This is a genomic window from Streptomyces sp. NPDC102360 (genome assembly GCF_044766085.1).
Taxonomy (GTDB): domain Bacteria; phylum Actinomycetota; class Actinomycetes; order Streptomycetales; family Streptomycetaceae; genus Streptomyces.
Genome location: NZ_JBIWLG010000001.1, coordinates 995,824 through 1,016,763 on the forward strand (window position 1 = coordinate 995,824; position 20,940 = coordinate 1,016,763).

Annotated in this window: 18 protein-coding genes and 1 pseudogene; 12 read left to right on the forward strand and 7 right to left on the reverse strand. The window is 69.5% G+C overall.

The window, feature by feature from the left end; all coding sequences use genetic code 11:
• Nucleotides 1-70 precede the first annotated feature (70 nt).
• Together ACIRHA_RS04430 and ACIRHA_RS04435 are read right to left on the reverse strand one after the other, a co-directional pair.
• Nucleotides 71-1,408, reverse strand: a complete 1,338-nt coding sequence (locus ACIRHA_RS04430; RefSeq protein ID WP_403839709.1) for an amidohydrolase — start codon at nucleotides 1,406-1,408, stop codon at nucleotides 71-73.
• Nucleotides 1,409-1,449: 41 nt separating this feature from the next.
• The gene (locus ACIRHA_RS04435; protein WP_403839711.1) at nucleotides 1,450-3,321 is read right to left on the reverse strand and encodes a glycoside hydrolase family 3 N-terminal domain-containing protein; all 1,872 of its coding nucleotides are present in this window, start codon (nucleotides 3,319-3,321) and stop codon (nucleotides 1,450-1,452) included.
• Nucleotides 3,322-3,439: 118 nt separating this feature from the next.
• On the opposite strand from ACIRHA_RS04435, the gene ACIRHA_RS04440 reads away from it, so the two are divergent.
• Nucleotides 3,440-4,129: a TetR/AcrR family transcriptional regulator gene (locus ACIRHA_RS04440; RefSeq protein ID WP_403839713.1), complete on the forward strand. Its 690-nt coding sequence runs from the start codon at nucleotides 3,440-3,442 to the stop codon at nucleotides 4,127-4,129.
• A 32-nt stretch (nucleotides 4,130-4,161) separates the two neighbouring features.
• On the opposite strand, the gene ACIRHA_RS04445 is transcribed toward ACIRHA_RS04440, so the two are convergent.
• The gene (locus tag ACIRHA_RS04445; protein ID WP_403839715.1) at nucleotides 4,162-5,592 is read right to left on the reverse strand and encodes an MFS transporter; all 1,431 of its coding nucleotides are present in this window, start codon (nucleotides 5,590-5,592) and stop codon (nucleotides 4,162-4,164) included.
• Nucleotides 5,593-5,999: 407 nt separating this feature from the next.
• Between ACIRHA_RS04445 and ACIRHA_RS04450 the strand changes: the two genes are divergently transcribed.
• Nucleotides 6,000-7,757, forward strand: coding sequence for an alpha/beta hydrolase domain-containing protein (locus tag ACIRHA_RS04450; protein ID WP_403839717.1), 1,758 nt, complete (start codon nucleotides 6,000-6,002; stop codon nucleotides 7,755-7,757).
• Nucleotides 7,758-7,895: 138 nt separating this feature from the next.
• Here ACIRHA_RS04450 and ACIRHA_RS04455 read toward each other — a convergent pair.
• Nucleotides 7,896-8,357 (reverse strand): annotated as a pseudogene (locus ACIRHA_RS04455) (transposase); the annotation flags it as partial.
• Nucleotides 8,358-8,682: 325 nt separating this feature from the next.
• On the opposite strand from ACIRHA_RS04455, the gene ACIRHA_RS04460 reads away from it, so the two are divergent.
• Nucleotides 8,683-8,955, forward strand: coding sequence for a hypothetical protein (locus ACIRHA_RS04460; RefSeq protein ID WP_403839719.1), 273 nt, complete (start codon nucleotides 8,683-8,685; stop codon nucleotides 8,953-8,955).
• Here ACIRHA_RS04460 and ACIRHA_RS04465 read toward each other — a convergent pair.
• Together ACIRHA_RS04465 and ACIRHA_RS04470 are read right to left on the reverse strand one after the other, a co-directional pair.
• On the reverse strand, nucleotides 8,869-9,984 hold the full coding sequence (locus tag ACIRHA_RS04465) for an MBL fold metallo-hydrolase (protein ID WP_403839721.1): 1,116 nt from the start codon (nucleotides 9,982-9,984) through the stop codon (nucleotides 8,869-8,871). The two genes, ACIRHA_RS04460 and ACIRHA_RS04465, sit on opposite strands and share 87 nt — an antisense overlap.
• Before the next feature lie 147 nt (nucleotides 9,985-10,131).
• A complete protein-coding gene (locus ACIRHA_RS04470; RefSeq protein ID WP_403839723.1) occupies nucleotides 10,132-11,076 on the reverse strand; it encodes an alpha/beta hydrolase in 945 nt (314 codons plus the stop codon).
• 300 nt (nucleotides 11,077-11,376) lie between these two features.
• Here ACIRHA_RS04470 and ACIRHA_RS04475 point away from each other — a divergent pair, with 300 nt between their 5' ends.
• The 9 genes from ACIRHA_RS04475 to ACIRHA_RS04515 all read left to right on the forward strand — a co-directional run bounded on the left by ACIRHA_RS04475 (nucleotide 11,377) and on the right by ACIRHA_RS04515 (nucleotide 19,883).
• A complete protein-coding gene (locus ACIRHA_RS04475) occupies nucleotides 11,377-11,856 on the forward strand; it encodes a MarR family winged helix-turn-helix transcriptional regulator (protein WP_403839725.1) in 480 nt (159 codons plus the stop codon).
• Nucleotides 11,857-11,911: 55 nt separating this feature from the next.
• Nucleotides 11,912-12,679: an IclR family transcriptional regulator gene (locus ACIRHA_RS04480; protein ID WP_403839727.1), complete on the forward strand. Its 768-nt coding sequence runs from the start codon at nucleotides 11,912-11,914 to the stop codon at nucleotides 12,677-12,679.
• Between the two features lie 245 nt (nucleotides 12,680-12,924).
• The gene (locus ACIRHA_RS04485; RefSeq protein ID WP_403839729.1) at nucleotides 12,925-14,427 is read left to right on the forward strand and encodes a 2-hydroxymuconic semialdehyde dehydrogenase; all 1,503 of its coding nucleotides are present in this window, start codon (nucleotides 12,925-12,927) and stop codon (nucleotides 14,425-14,427) included.
• A 55-nt stretch (nucleotides 14,428-14,482) separates the two neighbouring features.
• On the forward strand, nucleotides 14,483-15,253 hold the full coding sequence (locus tag ACIRHA_RS04490; RefSeq protein ID WP_403839730.1) for a 2-keto-4-pentenoate hydratase: 771 nt from the start codon (nucleotides 14,483-14,485) through the stop codon (nucleotides 15,251-15,253).
• A complete protein-coding gene (locus tag ACIRHA_RS04495) occupies nucleotides 15,250-15,675 on the forward strand; it encodes a RidA family protein (protein WP_403839732.1) in 426 nt (141 codons plus the stop codon). Before ACIRHA_RS04490 ends, ACIRHA_RS04495 begins: the two co-directional genes overlap by 4 nt.
• Nucleotides 15,676-15,710: 35 nt before the next feature.
• A complete protein-coding gene (locus ACIRHA_RS04500) occupies nucleotides 15,711-16,628 on the forward strand; it encodes a tRNA U-34 5-methylaminomethyl-2-thiouridine biosynthesis protein (RefSeq protein WP_403839734.1) in 918 nt (305 codons plus the stop codon).
• Nucleotides 16,625-17,443 carry a tRNA U-34 5-methylaminomethyl-2-thiouridine biosynthesis protein gene (locus ACIRHA_RS04505; protein WP_403839736.1) on the forward strand — a complete coding sequence of 273 codons (819 nt, stop codon included), beginning with the start codon at nucleotides 16,625-16,627 and terminating at the stop codon, nucleotides 17,441-17,443. Before ACIRHA_RS04500 ends, ACIRHA_RS04505 begins: the two co-directional genes overlap by 4 nt.
• A gap of 105 nt (nucleotides 17,444-17,548) precedes the next feature.
• Complete coding sequence (locus ACIRHA_RS04510) at nucleotides 17,549-18,880, forward strand: MFS transporter (RefSeq protein ID WP_403839738.1); 1,332 nt, start codon at nucleotides 17,549-17,551, stop codon at nucleotides 18,878-18,880.
• Nucleotides 18,881-18,950: 70 nt separating this feature from the next.
• Nucleotides 18,951-19,883, forward strand: coding sequence for an aldo/keto reductase (locus tag ACIRHA_RS04515; protein WP_403839740.1), 933 nt, complete (start codon nucleotides 18,951-18,953; stop codon nucleotides 19,881-19,883).
• A 79-nt stretch (nucleotides 19,884-19,962) separates the two neighbouring features.
• Here the strand turns inward: ACIRHA_RS04515 and ACIRHA_RS04520 are convergent, their stop codons facing one another.
• A complete protein-coding gene (locus ACIRHA_RS04520) occupies nucleotides 19,963-20,904 on the reverse strand; it encodes a helix-turn-helix domain-containing protein (RefSeq protein ID WP_403839742.1) in 942 nt (313 codons plus the stop codon).
• Nucleotides 20,905-20,940: the final 36 nt, after the last annotated feature.

Consider the following 20,940-nt stretch of genomic DNA (forward strand, 5'->3'; position numbering starts at 1 on the left):
GACGGCCGCGGTGACCGATAGGCGGCTGCCCGACGGTTCACAGACAGTGGGAACCGGCGGGTAGCCGGGTCTACAGAACTCCCCCGGAGAAGTCCTCCTCCGAGGACAGGGAGTCGTGGAGCTTGACGAACTGCTCGCGCGTCAGCTTCGGGCCGCTGGCTTCGATGACCTTGTGGGCGGCGCTTGCGCCGTCCATGAGTAGGTCGACGACGGTCATCGCCATGAACTTGGCGGGGACAATCGCCGCGGCGACCTGGTCCTTGGTGTAGAAGCCGTTGCTGTGCAGGGACGCGTCCTGGCCCGCCGAGGCGAAGGGCTGTACCACCGGCATGACCTGCTTGAGGTCGCCCATGTCGGTCGAGCCGCCGCCACCGGGGCCCGAGGTGGGGATGCGGTGGAAGCCGTCGCCGGCGAGGGACTGGGCGTTGGGGACCAGAGCCTCGGCCAGCGGCGCGTCGTCCACGTAGGGCATGAACGACACGGCGGTTGAGATGTGCACGTCGGCGCCCATGGCGAGCGCTCCGCCGCGCAGCGCCCGGTCGACGAGGTCGGAGGCGCGCTTCATGCCCTCGACGGTGCGGGCCCGGATGAGCATCTCCATGTCGGTGCGGGCGGGAATGGCGGTGACGGCGTCGCCGGAGTGGGTGATGAGGTGGTGGACGCGCACGCCGTCGTCCTCGCGCATCATCTCCCGGTGGGCGTCGATGGCGGCGATGGCCACGGTGGCAGCCTTGTACGCGCTGATGCCGTCCCAGGGCGCGGCCCCCGCGTGCGACGCCTTTCCGAGGAAGCGGATGCGCTTGACCAGCGAGCCGTTGCCGGCGCCGCCGACCGCGACGGGCATGAAGGACGGCCCGGCGTGGGTGAGCATCGCCATGTCGACGTCGTCGAAGTGGCCGCCCCGGATGAGTTCCGCCTTGCCGGCGGTGTGGTGCAGCTCGCCCTTGTCGCGCAGGCCCATGCGCCAGTCGACCTCGATGCACTCCTCGGCCGGAACGGCGAAGAGGACGACGTCGCCGTCGAGTTCGCCGACGACCTCGCTCATGCCGATACCGACACCGACCATGGCCGCGATCTGCGCGTTGTGGCCACACGCGTGCGCCGCTCCGGTGTCCGGGTCGGCGAACGGGTGCTCGGGGATGATCAGGCTGTCCAGTTCGCCGAGGACGGCGACGGTGGGTCCGGCGGCCCGTCCGCGCATGCGCGCCTTGACGCCGGTGTGCGCGAGGCCGGTCTGCGGGGTCAGACCAAGGGCGGTGAACTGGTCGGCGACCACGCCTGCGGTGCGGGTCTCCTTGTAGCCGGTTTCCGGGTGGCGCAGGATGTCGTCGCTCAGTCCGGTGATCCGGTCCGCGGCGCGGTCGATCGCCGCGCAGACACGGGCCTTGAGCTCTTCAGCGGTACTCATGGTGATGCCTTTCGTGAAGTCTGCGGGGGCCGTCGGGGGAATCAGGCCCCTGGCACGGCGTCCATGACCGGGCCGGACTCGGTGGATGCCGGGGCGTCCGGGGGGCCTGCCCAAGCAGGACCGGTCGGGACCAGGCCGTGGCCGAAGGCGTAGAGCGGGTCGGGACTGCCCTGCGGAGCGTCCGGTGCGCCGCCCTGGACCTCGTCCATACTGCGGGGCAGTTGGAAGGGCAGGCGGCCTTCGGGCGCGGCCCCGTCGCGGGCGAACAGGACGTCGAGGAGGGCTTCGTCGCTGGAGCCGTAGCAGGCGATGAGGGCGGCGGAGTGCTCGGCGATCTCCGGGATCACCGCCGGGCGCTCCAGTCGGATGGCCGTCACGGTCGGGACGGTGGCGAGCAGTTGGAGGATCTCGGCGAGCCGGTCCTCGGGGAAGTCGAGGCGCCCGGCGTGGAAGAACTGCTCGAAGCCGCCGGGGCGCGGCTCGAACGGGGTCTCCAGGCGGATCAGTGCGAGGTCGGCCGCTTCGGGGGTGTCGGCGAGGGTCGCGTAGCGGGCGGCGGTCTCGCGGTCCACACCTTCGACGTAGAGGGTGGTGCCGGGGCGGACGGGCAGGACGGCGCCCTCACCGGCCGGGGCGCCGTTCTTCAGCAGGGTGAGGGAGCGGCGCTGCGCTCGGGCGCCGGCGGCGCGGAAGTCGGCGCGGCCGACGATCTCCTCGGCGGCGTCGGGATCGACGTAGCGTCGCCCGTCGAACAGGCCGAGGCGGAACTTCTCGGCGAGCAGTCGGCGTACGGAGTCGTCGATACGCTTCTCGTCGACGCGGCCGGTCTCGACGAGACGTACGACCAGTTCGGGACGGGCCTCGCCGCCGAACTGGTCGCAGCCGGCTGCGAGGATCTTCTCGACGCGCTCCTCCTCGCTCAGGTGCTCGGCGCCCCAGGCGCGGGCGGGCATCGGCTGGCCGAGGATCTCGGCGTCGGTGACCAGGCCCCAGTCGGTGCAGACGATGCCGTCGAAGCCGAGCTGCTCGCGCAGCAGCCCGGTGATGATGCCCTTGTTGAAACCGAAGGCGACCTCTTCGTACTCGGTGGCCAGCGGCATGCCGTAGTAGGGCATGACCTGCGTGGCACCGGCGGCGAGCGCGGCGCGGAAGGGGCGCAGGTGGTAGTCGAAGAAGCCGCCGGGGTAGACCTGTTCGCGGCCGTACGGGAAGTGCGGGTCCTCGCCGTCGAGTTGCGGGCCGCCGCCGGGGAAGTGCTTGACCATGGCGGCGATACTGTCCGGGCCGATCCGCTCGCCGTCCGGGGCCGGGCCGCGCAGGCCCTCGACGTAGGCGGCGACCAGGCGCGAGGTGAGGTCGGCGTCCTCGCCGAAGGTGCCGCCGATGCGCGACCAGCGCGGCTCGGTGGCGAGGTCGATCTGCGGGTGCAGCGCGAGACGCATGCCGACGGCCAGGTACTCCTGGCGGACGGTGTCGGCATAGGCGCGCACCGCGTCCTCGTCGCGCAGCGCGGCGAGTCCGAGGGACTCGGGCCACTGCGAGAAGGGTCCGGCCATCATGGCGGTGCCGATGTTGTCGGTGAAGGAGTGCCGCGGGTCGGTGGAGAGCGTGACCGGGATGCCGAGGCGGGTCTCCTCGGCCAGCGCCTGTACGCGGTTGTGCCACTCGGCGAGTTGGCGGGCACCGGCCGCGCCGACGAGGTTGAAGTGGGTCATGCCCAGGCCACCGACCATCTGACGGGCGGTCATCAGGCCCATGGGGTGCTCGCGGTCCTCGACGAGCGAGCCGTCGGGGTTCATCGCCAGCATGGTCTGGAAGAGCAGCCCCGCCTTCTCGTGCAGGGTCATCCGGGCGAGCAGGTCCTCGACGCGCCGGTGCACCGGCTCTGCGGGGTTGCGGTAGATGTCGGTCACGACGTGGCTCCTTGCCTCGGGTTCGACTGTGGGCGACCCGATTTAAAACAGAGTAGATGTTCAGGTTTTAGTGGTGAATCGGGCCCTGCCCGCCGAGGCACGGGTTAGGGTCTCGGTGGTGACGACCAAGCCACCCGCGCAGCCGGGCCAGAAGCGAAGCCGCCGCCGTACCGGTTCGTACGCCGCCGCCGACGCCAAGCGCGCCGCGATCCTCGACGCCGCCATCCAGCGCTACGCGCAACTCGGCTACCTGCGCTCCTCGCTCGCCCAGATCGCGGCCGACGTGGGCTCCTCGCCCGCCGGTCTGCTGCACCACTTCGGCAGCAAGGAGCGCCTGCTGCTCGCGGTCCTCGACGCCCGCTCGGACCGGGTCATCAAGCTCATCGGGGCGGACGACCGGCCCAGTGCCGACGTCGACCTGGTCGAAGAATTCCGCACACTGCTGCGCCTGTTGGAGCAGAACATCGCACAGCCGGGCTTCATGCTCATGTTCAGCAAGCTCTCGGTGGAGGCCGCCGACCCCGGCCACCCCGCGCACGGCTTCTTCGCCGAGCACTACCGGAAGAACCGCACGCAGACGGCCGACCATCTGCGGGCGGCCGAGCGCGAGGGGAGGCTGCGTCCCGGAGGGGACTGGGACGCGATGGCCCGCGAGTTCATGGCCGTCTGGGACGGTCTGCAGATCCAGTGGGCGCTCGATCCCGAGCACTTCGACCTGGTCGCCCCGATGCGCGGCTGGATCAACCGCTTCCTGCGCGCCTACGCGGTGGACGGCCTGGACCTGGACGCCTCGGCGCCCGACGCCTGAGCGCCGGGCGCGTCCCCGCGAGTGACGCGACGTCAGACGTCCTGCGTCTTGGGGATGGCGAGGGACACCACCAGGGCGAGCGCGGCGCCGACGACCGCGGTGAGGAACGCGATCTTGTAGCCGCCGTCGAGGTAGAACACGGAGCCGTTCAGCACCCGGCTGTGGCCGGCGAGGGTCGCGAACATCACCGCGCTGTACACCGAACTCAGGGTGAGCGTGAGCAGGTTCAGCATGCCGCTGCCCAGGCCCTGTTCCTCCGGTGCGACCACCTGGACGACGAGGGTCGGAACGGTGGCGATCATGATGCCGCCGCCGAACTGGGCCACGCAGCCGGTCCAGATCAGGTCCGTCGCGCTGTGGTGGTGGAAGGCCATCAGCGCGTATCCGGCCATCGTGAACACCAGACCGACACGGAACAGCAGGCGGTTCGGGACCTTGTCGACGATCCGGCTCAGACCCATGCCGGTGGCGAACATGACCGCGGCGGCCGGGACGCCGATCCACGCGTTGTGCATGTTCGACCAGCCCAGGCCCGCGGAGACGCCGGGGATGTGCGGGAAGAGGGCCAGCAGGATCATCGCCGTCGGGATAGTGTACGCCACGGACTGGGCGATCGCGCCGGAGAGCAGCACGGAGATCACCGGCCGGCGGCGCAGCACGGCCAGGTCGAAGATCGGGTTGCGGCTGCGGCGCTCCACCACGAAGAAGGCGACGAACAAGACCGCGCCCAGCGCGAACAGACCCAGGATCGAGCCGGACGTCCATCCCCACTTCTGGCCATAGCCGAGCGGGTACAGGATCGCGACCAGGGCGAGTCCGAGCAGGATGCCGCTCAGCCAGCCGATGCCGCGGTCGTCGGGGCGCCGCGTCGTCTCCGGCACCAGGGTGGCGATGAGCACGAACGCGGCACCGGTGCCGATGGCCATGCCCCACAGCGCGCCGCGGAAGCCCCAGCTGTCCACGACGCCGGCGGCCAGGAACGGCACGAAGAGACTGACCAGGGCCAGGGTGCTGGCGAGGATCGCGGTGGCGCTCTTGACCAGGCCCTTGGGGAAGATGTCGCGGACGACGGGGTACGTCAGCGCGGCCAGCGGGGTGTAGGCGGCGCCGATGGCCCGACCCACCAGCAGCATCGGGTAGTTGACGGCCACCGCTGCGAGTACGTCGCCGATGACACCGAGACCCGTCATGATCAGCATGACGCGCTTGGTGCCGTAGCGGGCGGCGAGCCGGATCACGAACGGCGTGATCATCGCGGCCAGCAGACGGACGATCAGGGTGAACCAGACGATCTGCGTGGTGTGGAAGTGCTGCGCGATCCCGGTGGTGGCGTTGGCGCCCAGGACGCTGATGACGGTGATCACCTGGGTCGGCCATATCAGCGCCATCAGGATCAGGGTCAGCCGTGGGGTGAAGCGTGAAGGCGCTTCCGCCCCGGCCTGCACCGCGCTGGTCGTGGTCATGATGTCCTTTCGGGGGACCGGACAGTCATGCGGCTGCACGGTGGGTCTCGGCGATGGGCGAAACGATAAGTTAAAAGCCGACTACCCAATAGGTTTTTACCCTTGTGATCCACACCACACATTCCGGGTGTCTGCGCTCCGACCCGAGTGCGGGCACGATCCGGGTCGTGTGCCGGCCGACAGCCGTGCAGGCCGTCGCCGGACTCGGCGTCGCCCGCTGGATCCGGACCCCGCCCGGCGGGCCTCCTCGACCTCGGCGTATTACTCGGATTACTCGGACGGGCGCTGCCCGCCCGAACCTGTCCGTCTGCCTGCCTGCCTGTCTGTCCGTCTGCCTGCGCCGGCGTCGAACCCCACGGCAAGCGCACCGCACACGCCCGGAACCAGCCGTCATCACGAGGTGGAACATGCTGGAACAACTCGCCGTCACATCCGTCGAGCCCTACGAGGATCTTCCTTACGGGGATCTTTCCTACGAGTGGGTGACCGCCACCGCCGGATTCGCCGTCGACCCCGACCGGCCGGCCAACGCCCGCGTCACCGACCTCGGCCTCGCGCCGCGCGACACCGACGGCCTGGTCCGCTTCGACGCGGACGTGCGCCTACTGCGCCCCACCACGGGCGGCAACGGCCGGGCCCTGCTCAGCGTGCCCAACCGCGGTATGACCATGGGCCTGCCGTTCAACAGCGTGCCCGACCCGCAGTTCGGCCTCGGCCGCTACCCGGCGGCGATGGACGGGTTCCTGTTGCACCGCGGCTGGACCATGGCCTGGTGCGGCTGGCAGTGGGACGTCCCGCGCACCCCCACCTCACTCGGCCTCACCGCGCCGGTCGCGGACGTGCAACCCGGCTGGCTGCGGGTCGAGTTCCGCCCCGACGCCGACCAGGCCGACCACGCCCTCAGCGACTCCAACCCGCTGGTCGCCTTCACCGACTACCCGACGGCCGACGTCGCCGACCCGCAGGCCGTCCTCACCGTCCGCACCTCACCGATGGGCCCCGAGCACACCGTGCCGCGCTCCCAGTGGCGCTTCACCAGTGAGACCCGCTTCGAGGTCGACGGCGGCTTCCGGGCCTTCCACTGGTACAGCCTGCGCTACCGCACGACGTACGCCCCGGTGGTCGGCGCGGGTCTGCTCGCCCTGCGCGACTTCGGCGCCAGCCTGCGCGAGAGCCACGGCCACGTCTTCGCCACAGGTATCTCCCAGAGCGGGCGGATGCTGCGCCAACTCCTGTACGAGGGAATGAACTTGGACGAGAGTGACACCCAGGTGTTCGACGGGGTGTTCGCCCAAGTTGCCAGCGCACGGCGCGGCGAGTTCAACCAGCGCTACGGACAACCCGCGCTACTCCACCCGCTCACCCCCGCGTACGGCGCACCGCTCGACACCACCTCGCTGCTCGGCCGCCAGCGCGCCGCCGGTGGTGTACCCAAGACCGTCCTCGTCAACAGCGCCTACGAGTACTGGCGCGGGGACGGCGCGCTCGTTCACCAGCACCCGCACACCGGTGACGACCTGCCCGAGGACCCCGACGCCCGCGCCTACTTGATCTCCGGCACCGACCACCTCGGCCCGGTGGAGTTCCTCAAGAAGCCCATGCCGCTGGCCAACCCGCCGCACCTGCTCGATCCTTCGCTCGTCACGCGAGCCCTGTTCGTCCAGCTGGAGGAGTGGGTCTGCGACGGCCGCGAGCCGGAGCCGAGCCAGGTCCCGCGCCGCGCGGACGGCACCGCCGTCACCCGCGAGGAGGTCCTGACGTCCTTCCCCGGGGCGGCGCTCCCCGACCCCGAACACCTCACCCACACACCACTCATCGACCCCGACAGCACATGGCCGCTCCGGACCGGCGAGCCGCTCGTCGCCCTGGTCTCCGCCGTGGACGAGAACGGCAACGAGCGCGCGGGCATCCGCCTGCCCGAGGTGGCCACCGGCGTCGCGGCCTACACCGGCTGGAACCCCCGCGCACACGTGGACGACCTCCCCGACGTCCTCTACGAGATGCCCGGCAGCCGACTCCCCGCGCAGGGTGCGGGCGCGCGCCCCACACCGTCAGCGATCCGCGCGGCCGCACAGGACCTGGCCACGCGCCGCTTCCTCCTGCCCCAGGACGTGGACCAGGCCGTGGAACAGGGCCTGGGCGAGCTCGCCGACCAGCCGGTGTAGCCGGGGGTACGGGCCGTATTGCACTCGCAGCGTCCGCGCAGTGTGCCGGATCCGCCGTGGTGCGGCGAGCCCGGCACCCCGGGCGACTTGCCGGTGGTGGCCATTCCTGCGGACGCTCGGGGCCCCGCGAGCGTTCCTTTGGAGGCGGCGAAATCCCCGACGGACACGCGCGGGTGTGAGGCGCTCCTGGCGCGCGGGCCGCTCCCAGGGCTTACGGAGATCCTCAGCGAGGGGCCGGGCAAGGCGGAGTTGGGTGTGGGCGGCAATGACGAGCCAGGTCCAGCGGTCGGCGGCGGCCGGCTCGCGGAGCTTGGGGGCGGTCCACCCCAGTGTCTGCTTGAACATCCTGAGGGTGTGCTCAAGATCGAATCGACGCAGGAATGCCTGCCAGGGCCGGTCCACATCCCCAGCAGAAGCGGCGGTGGCCGACCACCACAGCCAGATGGGTCTGGGGCTCTGGTCTCCGCGCAGGTGGTCGGCCTGGAGACGGATGACGGTGCCTTCGATGACCGGCAGCTCTCCTTCGGGGTGGTCGGCCCGGGCCGAGCGCCGGACCAGCAGCGGGTGCAGGCGGTCCCAGGCGGTGGCGACGGCCTTCCCGTCGCAGCCGCGACGAATCCAGATGCCGGCGGTTCAACCCGCCGTACAACGCACCATGCCCACGCTGACGCTCAGGCGCCAGAGACAACTCCACCAACGTCCTCACCGGGCGTCCGCACACAGCAAGGCGTCACTCAGCTCGAACAAGGCGTCGGGCCTCTGGGTCAGCAGGCATTGAACTCCGTCCGGAAGCATGACAGTTCGGCAAACGCATCCCGCGGGACATCCCGCTGCAGCAGACTCATTGAGACGTGTGCATTGTGAAGTTGCTGGTCACGGGGATGGTGTGCGCGGGGTTCAGCACTCTCAGGCTGGTCGCGGGCGTATGACTCCGGTCAAGATCGTCGGTCAGCGGGCGACGTCACGGTTCGTCAGGACCAGCAGGGCCCTCACCGGCTTCGCCGCCTCCGACCAGGTCAACGCCGTCGACCGCGTCCTGGCCGAGGTCTTCCCCGACTCGGCGATCAGGCGCGGCCTGCGTCGATCCCTCGGCGTACTGCCGCGGTGGGTGCTACCGGCGACCGACCCCGATCACATCAAGGTCGCGCCCGATGACCAGGCGTCCGTCGAACCCGTCGCCGGCACGCCGGAACTGTGAGTCCTCGCCGTTTCCGGGGACGATGTGGGAGAGCACCAAGGTCTTCGCGTTGGCCTCCTGGGCGACCCGGCCGACGTCCTCCACGAGGGTGTGCGCCTGGAGGAGGTGGTGGTACATGGATTCGTCCTCGGGGGTGCGCGGCTCCGGGGAGAGGGAGGCGACCCAGGTCTTGTCGATGACCTCATGGACGAGTACGTCGGTGTCGCGGGCGAGCGCGACCAAGTTGGGGTTCTTGCCGGTGTCTCCGGAGAACACCACTGAGCCGTCGTCCGTGTCGAATCGGTAGGCGAGCGCGGGGAACACGGGGGCGTGGTTCACCAGCGTCGCGGACACGCGCACACGGTCGTCCTCGTAGAAGGTGAAGGGTGCCATCTCGGGGCAGGGGTTGCCGTTGGGGTCGGCCGTGTACCGCGGAGGGACCGGGACGTCCTTGGCCTCCCACAGCTGACTCGGGTGCGGTTTTGAGTTGTCGAACATGCGGTCGTTGATGTCGGTCGCATAGGCACGGACCAGGAGGTCGACCGTCTCCCGTGTCCCCGGTGTCGGAGAGTCCCCGCCCACGGGCTCCGGCGGCTCGCGACCGCCGAAGACCGGCGGCAGTTGACCGCGGTTGCCGGGGCCCCAGATCGGGAAGCGGTCGGCGTGCTGGAGGCCGTTGTAGAGGCCTTCGGTGAGGATGTTCGGCAGGTCGACGGTGTGGTCCGAGTGCAGGTGTGTCAGGAAGACCCCGGCCAGGACATCGAGTGGGCCGTCGAAATCGGTGTCGTAGTGCGGGCCCAGACGGGCCTCACGCAGCTGTCGGGCGACTCCGTGGCCCGCGTCGACGAGGTAGTAGCGGTCGCCCACCACGAGGGCCGAGGCGATGCCCTCCCTGGTGCCGCCGGGCCAGTACGGCGGACCGCCGGAGGTACCCAGCAGCACGAGCCGGGTGCGCTGATGGGCGTACGCCGCAGGGTCGAACTCCCGTGCCTCACACGGCACTTGCTCCGCGCTCGCCTCGTCCGGGCATATCGACGCCGGCACGGTCATGGCGGTGCCACCGGCCAGGCCGGCCAGGACACTTCGCTGAGGAACACGCCCGGAGCGGGATCGGGCGACAAACTCACACATCGTTCTTCTCCTCGGGGTGGAGAGGCTGAGGAGGTGGTGCGGTCCTGCCAGGGTTCGCGGGGTGGGCTACGCGAGGGTGTCGTCGTGCCCGTCGGGGCTCGGTGTGTCCGGGGTCGCCTCGTGCCGGAGCAGCTCGAAGGTCGCTCCGGCTGCCACCTCCCAGGCGGGCCCGTCCGGGTCGACGACGTCGAAGTGGTTCGCCCCTTCGAGGCAGGAGAGGTCGACCGTGTCACCGAGTTGTGTCGCGCGTGCGGTGAAGTCGCGGGCGTCAGAGATCAGGTAGCGCAAGTTGTCCGCGCTGCCGACGACGACCTTGACGGGGATGCCGAGGGGCAGCATCTGCATGGGGGAGGCCGCCTCGAGCCGTGCTTCGGCGTCCTTGACGTCATCGGCGTCCGCGCCCAGCAGAGTGCGGATGGTGGTCTCCTCGAACCGGTACGAGAGGTCCAGGGCGCCGGAAAGCGAGACCACCCCGCTCACCGGCAACGGGTCGGGCACGTACAGGGGGCTGTGCTCGGGGATCCGGTGCCGGCCGGCGGCCCACACTCCCAGATGCCCGCCGGAGGAGTGGCCGACCACGACGACGCGGTCGAGGTCCAGGTTGTGAGGGCCGGCCAGCGTACGCAGGTGGTCGAGTCCGGCGCCGACATCGAGGAATGTCCCAGGCCACCCACCGCCCACGTGGCCCACTCGCCGGAACTCCAGGCTCCAGGTCGCCACTCCCGCGTCGGTGAGCGCGGCCACCAGCGGGTCGCCGTAGTTCATGTTCCAGTTGGCCGACCAGCCGCCCCCGTGTACGAAGACGACGACCGGGTGGCCGTCGGGGGCGTTCCGCTCGGGCAGCCGTAGGTCGCCGAACTGCAGTGGGTCCGTTCCGTAGCGAATGCGCCGGTCCGCGGGCTTTGGCGGCAGCCACTCCACGATGTCCTGGTCGGAGGGGTTGGCGTACTCGACCGTGCTGCGGCGCATGGGTGTCTCCTCGTGCATGTCGACGCGGGGTGGATGGATCACGCGATGGAAGGTCCCCGAGCTGCGACCGTGGGCCGGGGCGATACACGGCGAAGGGGCGGGCGCGACCGTGCATCAGGCCCACACCGAGGAACGGTAGGCAGCATACGTCTCAAGTGGTGCCCGTCAAGGGGAGCGTACCGCGCCGTTCAACAGCGATTTTGGTTCCCGCTTGGCCCTTGACGCTCTGAAAGTACGACGTATGCTGCCTATATGTTTCGGTCTCCGGCCGAGGCGAGGCAGAGGCGGCCCAGCCTCCGGATTCGCCACCACACATCCGACGTCCACGGCAAGCTGTGAGCGATGAACCCCAACGACACCTCCGGGTCGGACGAGCCGGCCGACGATCGGCTCCTCGACGAGTTCGACCTCACCCAGAACACCTCTCACCTGCTGCGCCGGGCGCACTTCCGAGCCGAGGCGATCTTCAAGGAGGAGATGGCCGGTCATGAGCTCACCCCTAGACAGAAGGCGCTGCTCCTCGCTGCCCGCCAGCGGCCCGGGGCGACCGTCAATGAGCTGGCCAAGCAGATCGCCCTCGACCGCAACTCAACAGCCGAAATGCTCGGCCGTCTCGTTCAGCAGGGCTTACTGGACAAGTCGCCGGCTCCGACGGACAGGCGGGCGTCGGCCGTCCACATCACCGAGGACGGCGCCCATCTCCTGCGTGTGGTCATGAGGGACGACCAGCGTGTCGAGGACCGGATCGTCGAGCCGCTCCCCGAGGAGTACCGGCCGCTGTTCCTTAAGTGCTTGCGCATCATGAACGGCCTCGAAGAGTGACGACGGGGCCCTTGTCGGGGTACCGGCAAGCGCTCTCGCGGTGAGGCGAGACATCATGCGCAACGATAATTACGACCGCACCAAAGTGTTGGACAAAGCGGTACTGCTGCTCTTCAGCTTCACGGCCGAAGACCACTCGGTTTCCTTCAGTGAACTGATGGAGCGCACCGGTTTTCCCCGGGCGACGCTGCACAGAACTCTCTCCGATCTCGTCGCGGTGAATCTGGTCGAACGTACGCCGGAACGCGGATATCGCCTTGGCCGCGATCTCTTCCAGCTCGGCCTGAGAGTTTTCAACGAACGGAAATTGCTGGAAGTGGCCACGCCTTTCATGGAAGACGTGTACGAGCGCACTCACCAAACTGTGCACCTCGGCATCGTCGACCACACCGACGTGGTCTACGTCGCCAAGATCGGCGGCCATCGGCAAGCCGTCATGCCCTCCCGCGTGGGCGGCCGCATGCCCCTGTACTGCACCGCGGTCGGCAAGGCGCTGCTGGCCCACTCGTCGGACGAACTCCTCGACCGTGTCCTGCGGGAGGGCCTGGAGCCGAGGACCGGCCGCACTGTCGTCTCGGCCCATGCGCTGCGGCAGCAGCTGGCGACGGTCGCCGCCGCCGGCGTTGCCTACGAGTACGAGGAATCGGCCCGGGGCATCGCCTGCGTGGCCGCACCCGTGCTCGATCGCGGAAATGCCCCGATAGCCGCGATCAGCGTCACCGGGCCCCTTCCCGGATTCCGTCCCGAGCGTCACAGCAGGGCAATCCGCATCGCTGCCGCCAGCATCGCGGCGGCGTTGCGGAGTTCGGAAAACCGTCAGTAGAAAATAAAGCCCTCCAGTTCCAGTGGCCGGAACTTCAGGCTGGATCGACGCGGAGACCCGCGCACATACTGACCGCCACCCCGTGGTGAAGGGGCGGTCAAAAGAACCCTTCGCCGTTCTGTCTCGTCGCCGGCCGGCTCCGAAAATGCCCGGCTCCGAAAACGCCCGGCAACGACAGGGTGAGCAATACATGGGCGGCCCCTCCCCAGGGCGGCGGCCCATTCTCGGAACGAAAGGGATCCACCTTGCCCGCGCATGAACCGGCCTTCAACCGGCCAGGCGACACATCGGCCGCCTGGATCAGCAACTTCGTCGACGGGGAGTTCGTCGAGCCCGACCCGGGACAGTCCTTCGACGCCGTCGACCCCGCGACCGGAAAGGTGTTCGCGCAGGTTCACGAGGCCGACGCGCCCCTCGTGGACCGTGCCGTCAACGCGGCCCGTCGCGCCCTGGACCGGGGATGGGCTGACACGGCTGTCCAGGAGCGCGTGTCCCTCCTGCGCAGAGTCGCGGATGGCATCGAGCGCCGCTTCGAGGACTTCGTCACGGCCGAGGTGCGAGACACCGGCAAGCCCGTCACCCAGGCCCGTACTCTCGACGTCGCCCGCGCGGTGCAGAACTTCCGGGCCTTCGCGGACATCGTGGCCGCGGCAGGCGAAGAGGCGTACCTCAGTGATCTTGCCGATGGCCGACGGGCGCTCAACTACACCGTGCGCAAGCCGCTCGGCGTGGTGGCGGTCATCGTGCCCTGGAACCTGCCACTGCTTCTGCTCACGTGGAAGGTGGCGCCCGCGCTCGCCTGCGGGAACGCCGTCGTCGTCAAGCCCAGCGAGGAGACACCCGGCACCGCGACCCTGCTGGCGGAGGTCATGAGGGAGGCCGGAGCCCCGCAAGGCGTCTACAACGTGGTGCACGGCTTCGGTCGCGACTCGGCGGGCCAGTACCTGACCGAGCACGAGGGCATCGACGGAGTCACCTTCACCGGCTCCTCCGCGACCGGGGCCTCCGTCATGCGGACCGTGGCGCCGCGCGTCCGCCCGGTGTCCTTCGAACTCGGCGGCAAGAACGCGGCGATCGTCTTCGACGACGTCGATGTGGACGAGGCCGTGGACGGCCTGGCCCGGTCGGTGTTCACCAACACCGGCCAGGTCTGCCTGTGCACCGAGCGCGTGTACGTCCAGCGGCGGGTCTTCGACGAGATCGCCGACGGGCTCGTTCGTCGTGCCGAAGGGCTGAGGCTGGGCGACCCCTGGGCCGAGGGCACCACCACGGGCCCGTTGATCTCACAGGACCACCGCAGCAAGGTATGTGACTACTTGTCATCCGCGGAGCAGGCCGGTGCGTCCCTCCTCACCGGTGGCGGCGTCCCGGCCATGGGTGAGCTGTCCGGCGGCTCCTGGATCGAACCCACGCTGTGGACGGGCCTGACGAACAAGGACCGGGCCGTCCGCGAGGAGATCTTCGGCCCAGTGGCGGCACTGATCCCCTTCGACACCACCGAAGAGGCCGTGTCCCTCGCCAATGACACCGAGTACGGACTCGCCGCCGCCGTGTGGACCAACGACCTGCGGCGCGGACACGACGTCGCGCAGCGCATGCGGGTCGGCATCTCCTGGGTCAACACCTGGTTCACCCGCGAACTGCGCTCACCCTTCGGCGGAGCCGGCCTCTCCGGCATCGGCCGCGAGGGCGGAGCGCACTCCCTGCACTTCTACACCGAGCCCACGAATGTGTGCGTGCAACTGTGACGACCACGCCGTACGCCTCCTCGTCTGCCGCCACCCCTGCCAGTAAGGAGCTCCGATGAGCCTGCCGGAGACCACCCTCGACGCCCTCGCGCAGCGCCTCGACGAGGCGGCCGTCAAGTGTGCCGACACCCCCAGCCTCGCCGATGACGTCGAGCTGTCCGTGGCCGACGCCTATGCGGTCCAACAGCGGCTGCTGGCCCGCAGGTTGGAGCGCGAGGAGTCGTTCGTCGGTGTGAAGCTCGGCTTCACCAGCCGCGCCAAGATGATCCAGATGGGGGTCTCCGACGTGATCGTCGGACGCCTGACGGACGCCATGGGATACGCCGACGGGGACTGCGTGAACCTGTCCTCCTTCATCCATCCGAAGGTTGAGCCGGAAGTCGCCTTCCGGCTCGCCGTCGACGTCGACCTCGACGGCCCGTCCGCCGCCATCGAGTCCGCGGTCGACGCCGTCGCGCCCGCCATGGAGATCATCGACTCCCGCTACCGCGACTTCAGGTTCACCTACGCCGACGTCATCGCCGACAACACCTCCGCGGCGGCCTACGTCCTCGGCACCTGGCAGCCCGTCCAGGACGTCGACGACCGGGAGGTGCGCCTCGAAACTCCGGCGACCACCGCGACCGGTTCCACGGCAGCCATCCTCGACGGCCCCAGCCGGGCCCTGCACGCGCTCCTCGACATGTGTCGACGCCACCGCATCCCGCTGCGGGCCGGGGACGTCGTCCTCGCGGGCGCGGCGACCGCGGCCGTCCCGTTCACCGAGGGGGTCACGCAGTGCGACATGGCCGGCCTCGGACGAGTAACTGTGCGAGGTACCAGGTGAGTTCAGCACGTGTCGTGGAGTCGCTCGCCGTTCCGCGCGGACGCTTCCCCCATGTCAAGAAAGCCGGAGACTTCGTCTACATCTCCGGCACCAGTTCGCGCCGCCCCGACAACACCATCGAGGGTGCCGACGCCGACGAGTTCGGCACGACGTCGCTCGACATCCGGGTCCAGACCCGCGCTGTCATCGAAACGATCCGCACGCTCCTCGCCGAGTTCGGCGGCGACCTGCACGACCTGGTGCAGGTGACGACCTACCTCGTCTCGATGAACGACTTCGGCGGCTACAACGAGGTCTACGCGGAGCTCCTCGACGAGTCGGGGCCCACCCGCACCACCGTCGCGGTGCACCAACTCCCGCACCCCCACCTTCTCCTGGAAATTCAGGCGGTCGCCCACCTACCGGGCGCCCGCGACCGATGAGCGCTCTCGGCGCAGCGAAGTGGAAGGGCAACACCATGTCATCAGGAAAGATTGTCGCGGGGTACCTCGCCCCGCACCCGCCCCACCAGGTCTACGGTGAGAACCCGCCGCAGAACGAGCCCCGCTCCCAGGGCGGCTGGGAGCAGCTGCGTTGGGCCTACGACCGGGCCCGCGCCACACTGGAGGCACACCGCCCCGACGTGCTCCTCGTGCACTCGCCGCACTGGGAGACCCAGGTGGGACACCATGTCCTCGGCGTGCCCAACCTCAAGGGCAAGTCGGTGGACCCCATCTTCCCCCACCTGTTCCGCTACCACTTCGACCTCGACGTCGACGTCGAACTGGCCGAGGCCTGTTACGAGGAGGCGCGCTCGATCGGCCTCACCTCCAAGCTCATGACCAACCCGGACTTCCGGGTGGACTACGGGACCATCACCACGCTGCACATGATGCGTCCGCAGTGGGACATCCCGGTCGTCGGATTCAGCGCCAACAACTCGCCGTACTACCTCAAGACCGAGGAAGGCCTGGAGGAGATGGACCTCCTGGGCAAGGCGACGACCAAGGCGATCGAGCGCACGGGGCGCCGTGCGGTGGTCCTCGCCTCCAACACGCTCTCGCACTTCCACTTCAGCGAGGAGCCCGAGCTGCCGGAGGACATGAGCCGCGAGTATCCCAAGACCGATGCGGGATACCGCTGGGACATGAGGATGATCGACCTCCTCCGGCGCGGTGAGACCGAACAAGCCGTAGCCCTGCTGCCGCAGTTCATCGAGGAGGCCGCCGCCGAGGTCAAGTCCGGAGGCTTCACCTGGATGCTCGCGGCCCTCGGATACCCGCAGATCCCCGCCGAGTTCCACGGCTACGGAACCGTCATCGGCACCGGAAACGCGATCATGGAATGGGACGTGGAGAACGCCTCCACCGCACTGACAGGAGCGGCACGGTCATGAGCGTCGACATCAAGTCCGCCTACCTCATCCCCAGCAGCCCCCTCCCGCTGCTCCAGCCCGACGCTGCCGGCCTGCGACCCATCGTCGAGGGCCTGAAAAAGGCCCGCCGCTCCCTGGAACGGGCCACACCGGACACCCTCATCGTCTACTCGGCCGGCTGGATGGCCGTCGTCGACCAGATGTGGCTGACCCGGCCGCACATGACGGGCCGGTTCGTCGACCACACGTGGCACGAGTTCGGACACATCGACTGGGAGCTCGACGTCGACGTGCCGGTGGCCGAGGCCGCCATCCCCACCACGCAGGCATTCGGCGTCCGTTCTCGGGGGTGCGACTACGACGAGTTCCCCATCGACGCCGGCACCATCGTGCTCTCCCAGACTCTCAACGCCGAGGCCGCGGTGCCGCTGGTGGTCACGACGAACAACCTGTACCACGACTGGGAGACCACCAAGCGGCTCGGCGCCGCGGCGGTCGAGGCCGCGGACCGGCAGGGGCGCTCCGTGTCGGTGGTCGGCATCGGGGGGCTCTCGGGCTCGCTCCACCGCCACGGAGTCGACTTCGACGAGGACCACATCGCCTCGCCCGAGGAGGACGAGGCGAACCGCCGACTGCTCGACCTGGTCACGAAGGCCGACACCGCTGCGCTTGAGCAGTACGTGCCCGAGTACGCGACCGTCGGCCGGGCCGACATGGGCATGAAGCACCTCGCCTTCGTCCTCGGCGCCCTGGGCGACCAGTACAGCGGTGCCGAAGTGCACGGCTACGGCCCGCTGTGCGGGTCCGGCGGCGCGGTCGTCGAGTTCACCCCGTAACTCCGCACTCCCACAGTCTAGTTGCACAGGGAAGGGTTCGTCGCTCAGGTGGCGAACCCTTCTGTGTACCGCCTCCCATCCCGCTGTCCGAACGAAGGAACACGCATGAGCGCCGTCGACACCGCAGCCGACCGGCTGTCCGAGCCCGCGCGGGCCAAAGAAGTGCGCCGAGTCGTCCTGTCGAGCTACCTCGGCAGCGTCCTGGAGTACTACGACTTCCTGCTGTACGGCATGGCCGCCGCGCTCGTCTTCGGACCGGTGTTCTTCTCCGACCTCTCCCCGTCCGCGGCGACCATCGCCTCCTTGGGCACCTTCGCCGCCGGATATGTGGCCCGCCCGCTCGGCGGCATCGTGTTCGGACACTTCGGCGACCGCATCGGTCGCAAGTCCATGCTCGTGCTCTCGATGACGGTGATGGGCGTCGCCTCCTTCCTCATCGGACTGATACCGCCCGCGTCGGCGATCGGATCGTGGGGCGCGGTCGCCCTCGTCACGATGCGCGTCCTGCAAGGCGTCGCGGTGGGTGGTGAGTGGGGTGGTGCCACACTGATGGCGCTCGAGCACGCCGAGCCCAAGAAGCGCGGCCTCATGGCCGCGTTCACCAACGCCGGCGCACCCAGCGGAGGTGTCCTGGGCACGCTGATACTCATGGCGTTCTCGACCCTGCCCGAGGACCAATTCCTGGCGTGGGGCTGGCGGGTCCCCTTCCTTCTGTCCGCAGTGATGCTGGCCGTCGGCCTGTTCGTACGGACCCGGGTCTCGGAGAGCCCACTGTTCCAGGCCGCCCTCGACCAGGACCAGGACCAGAAGCCGAAGCGCGACGCCACCCCGCCGATCCTGACGGTCCTGAAGAAGCCCAAGGTCGTCCTCCTGACCGCGTTCGCGTGTCTGACGAGCTTCGCCCTGCAGTCCGCGATCACCGCCTTCGGTGTCACCTATGCGGTCGACCAGGGAACACCCCGGTCCGACGTACTGCTCGGCTTCGCCGTCGGAAACCTCTGCGCCATCTTCGGAGTCCTCGGCTATGCGCGGCTCTCCGACCGCGTCGGCCGACGCCCCGTCATGCTCTTCGGCTATGTGGCCGCGATCGTGCTGATCTACCCGATGTTCCAACTGCTCGCCTGGGGCGGCGTCGTGGGCGCGATGCTGGCCTTCCTGCTCTTCAACGTCTTCCAGAACGCGGTCTTCGGCCCGATGGCCGCGTTCATCTCCGAGCAGTTCGGCACCGGGAGCCGCTACACGGGCGCCTCCCTGGGCTTCCAGCTCGCCACCCTGCTGGGCGGCGGCTTCACCCCGATGATCCTCGCCTCCCTGTCGGCCTCGTCCGCCGGGTCGATCACCTCGGCATGTGTGTTCCTCGCGGCGCTCGCGGCGATCAGCATCTGTTGCCTGCTCGCCGTCGGCGAGACGAAGGACAACGACCTCGCCGCGAACTGAGCGTCCACGCCTACGCCTTCGGGCTGGGGGCATCAATTCCAGCCCGCCGCTGAGGAGGCGTGCAACCCTCGTGAGTGCCCGAGTATCGGGTGTTCTACGTTTCTCGACGCGGTGGGCTGATCGTGGCCGGCCCGCGTCGTGGGCCGGCCATCGCGGAACCCGGAGCGCGTCGTTCACGAGTAGCGGAACGCCGGGCCCGCTGGGGTGTTCAGTCCGTGAGGTTGCCCATCTTCCACACCGTCAGCGACGTGAGCCTGCCGTCGGCGAGGGCGAGTGGGCCCTTCTGGGTGCCGAGGTCGCCGACCGCGCTGGAGACGTTGCCGGATCGGGTGCGGTCCACGCCCAGTTCGGAGCGGCGGTCCTGGGCGTCGACCAGATCGACGTCCTCTACCGGCACCGCGTCGACCCGGACGTTCCGATCGAGGACGTCGCGGGCACCGTCAAGGAACTGATCGGCGCGGGCAAGGTCAAGTACTTCGGTCTCAGCGAGGCCGGCCCGCAGACCATCCGCAAGGCGCACGCTGTCCAGCCGGTCTCGGTCCTGCAGACCGAGTACTCGATCTTCGAGCGCGGCGTCGAGCAGCTCTTCCCGCTCCTCCAAGAGCTCGGCATCGGCTTCGTCCCCTATTCGCCCCTCGGCCGCGGCTTCATCACCGGTACCGCGAAGCCCGCGGGACAGGGCGACGCCACCGACATGCGCAACTCCGATCCGCGCCGGCAGCCCGGCAACTTCGAGAAGAACGTCGAAGCCGTGGACCGACTCGGCCGGCTGGCTGCCGCCAAGGGCGTCACCGTCTCCGAGGTCGCCCTGGCCTGGTTGCTCGCTCAGGGCAACCAGATCGTCCCGATCCCGGGCACCCGCAGCGCCGCCCGTATGGAAGAGAACGCCCGCGCCGCCGACCTCGCCCTCACCGAGGCCGATCTCGCCGCGGTCCGCGAGATCCTCCCGAACGGTGGATTCGGCGCCCGCTTCGCCGAGGAGCATGTCCCCAACTGGGTCTGACCCCCACGCAAGGGGACCTGTGAATCGACCACCGGCCTGGCCGCGTTCCGCCGCATGAACATCCGGAGCCCGGCCGCCGTCACGGGTGGGCCGTGGTGTCGTCGGCCGCGAAGGCGGCCGGGGTGAGGCCGGTGCGGTCGCGGAAGAAGCGGCCGAAGTTCGCGGGGTCGGTGAAGCCGAGGTGGTCGGCCACGGACCGGGCATCCCATCGGGCGTTTCCCAGCAGGCGCCGGGCTTCGAGCAGGCGCCGCTCGTCGATGAGCTCACGCACTGTCTTGCCGGTGGTGTCCCGGGCGGCGCGGCTGAGGGTGCGGACCGAGCAGCCGAGCAACTCCGCGTAGTCCGCGGCCCGGTGCAGCTCGCGGAAGTGCAGCTCCAAGGCGTCCGTGAACCGTCCGTAGGTGTCATTGCGGCTCCTGCCGGCACTCGTGTCGGCGGGGGTGATACCAGGGGCGCCTGCCAGGCGCAGCAGCAGCGATTCGAGCAGGCTGCGCCGCAGGGCGTGGTGGACGTCGAGGGGGCGGCGCCCGAGTGCGCGGTGTTCGTCCAGAAGCTGGAGCGCCGTCTGCTGGAGCCAGGCGGTGTCGTCGGGGTGCGGGCTCAGTACGGCAGGAGCTTCGTGTGCGGTGAGCGGGGCCAGCAGGCGGGCGATGTCGGGCCGCAGCACATCGGGTTCGAACAGGATGATCGTGCCGCGGGCGGCGCCGGGCGGGTGCCAGCACTGCGCGTGCCCCGGGCGCACCCACAGCCACTGGCTGGGGGCGACGGTCCGCGTGAGGTGGTCGACGTCGTGCCGCAGCTCGCCCTCGGTGACGGCGATGAGGTAGTGGAAGGTGGCGCGGCCCGGACGGGGCGGGTTCCACGGCCAGTCGTCGTGCTGGGCGAAGAAGTCCTCGACGGTGCTCACCTCGAGGCCGTACGGGGTGCCGACCGGGGGCTGGAACCCGTACAAGGGGATCGTGGCCGGTCCGGCCGGTCCGGCCTGTCCGGTCGGGCCTGGGTGTCGCTTGTCGACCATCACGTGTCCGCAGTCTACTGCCCCTTTTGTCGGCTCCGA

What these genes read in the sequence shown, in the direction of transcription:
- ACIRHA_RS04480 (WP_403839727.1), top strand. Translation starts at nt 11,912, where the DNA reads ATGCGCAACGATAATTACGACCGCACCAAAGTGTTGGACAAAGCGGTA.
- ACIRHA_RS04505 (WP_403839736.1), top strand. Translation starts at nt 16,625, where the DNA reads ATGAGCGTCGACATCAAGTCCGCCTACCTCATCCCCAGCAGCCCCCTC.
- ACIRHA_RS04450 (WP_403839717.1), top strand. Translation starts at nt 6,000, where the DNA reads ATGCTGGAACAACTCGCCGTCACATCCGTCGAGCCCTACGAGGATCTT.
- ACIRHA_RS04465 (WP_403839721.1), bottom strand. Translation starts at nt 9,984, where the DNA reads ATGACCGTGCCGGCGTCGATATGCCCGGACGAGGCGAGCGCGGAGCAA.
- ACIRHA_RS04445 (WP_403839715.1), bottom strand. Translation starts at nt 5,592, where the DNA reads ATGACCACGACCAGCGCGGTGCAGGCCGGGGCGGAAGCGCCTTCACGC.
- ACIRHA_RS04460 (WP_403839719.1), top strand. Translation starts at nt 8,683, where the DNA reads ATGACTCCGGTCAAGATCGTCGGTCAGCGGGCGACGTCACGGTTCGTC.
- ACIRHA_RS04430 (WP_403839709.1), bottom strand. Translation starts at nt 1,408, where the DNA reads ATGAGTACCGCTGAAGAGCTCAAGGCCCGTGTCTGCGCGGCGATCGAC.
- ACIRHA_RS04490 (WP_403839730.1), top strand. Translation starts at nt 14,483, where the DNA reads ATGAGCCTGCCGGAGACCACCCTCGACGCCCTCGCGCAGCGCCTCGAC.
- ACIRHA_RS04475 (WP_403839725.1), top strand. Translation starts at nt 11,377, where the DNA reads ATGAACCCCAACGACACCTCCGGGTCGGACGAGCCGGCCGACGATCGG.
- ACIRHA_RS04510 (WP_403839738.1), top strand. Translation starts at nt 17,549, where the DNA reads ATGAGCGCCGTCGACACCGCAGCCGACCGGCTGTCCGAGCCCGCGCGG.
- ACIRHA_RS04500 (WP_403839734.1), top strand. Translation starts at nt 15,711, where the DNA reads ATGTCATCAGGAAAGATTGTCGCGGGGTACCTCGCCCCGCACCCGCCC.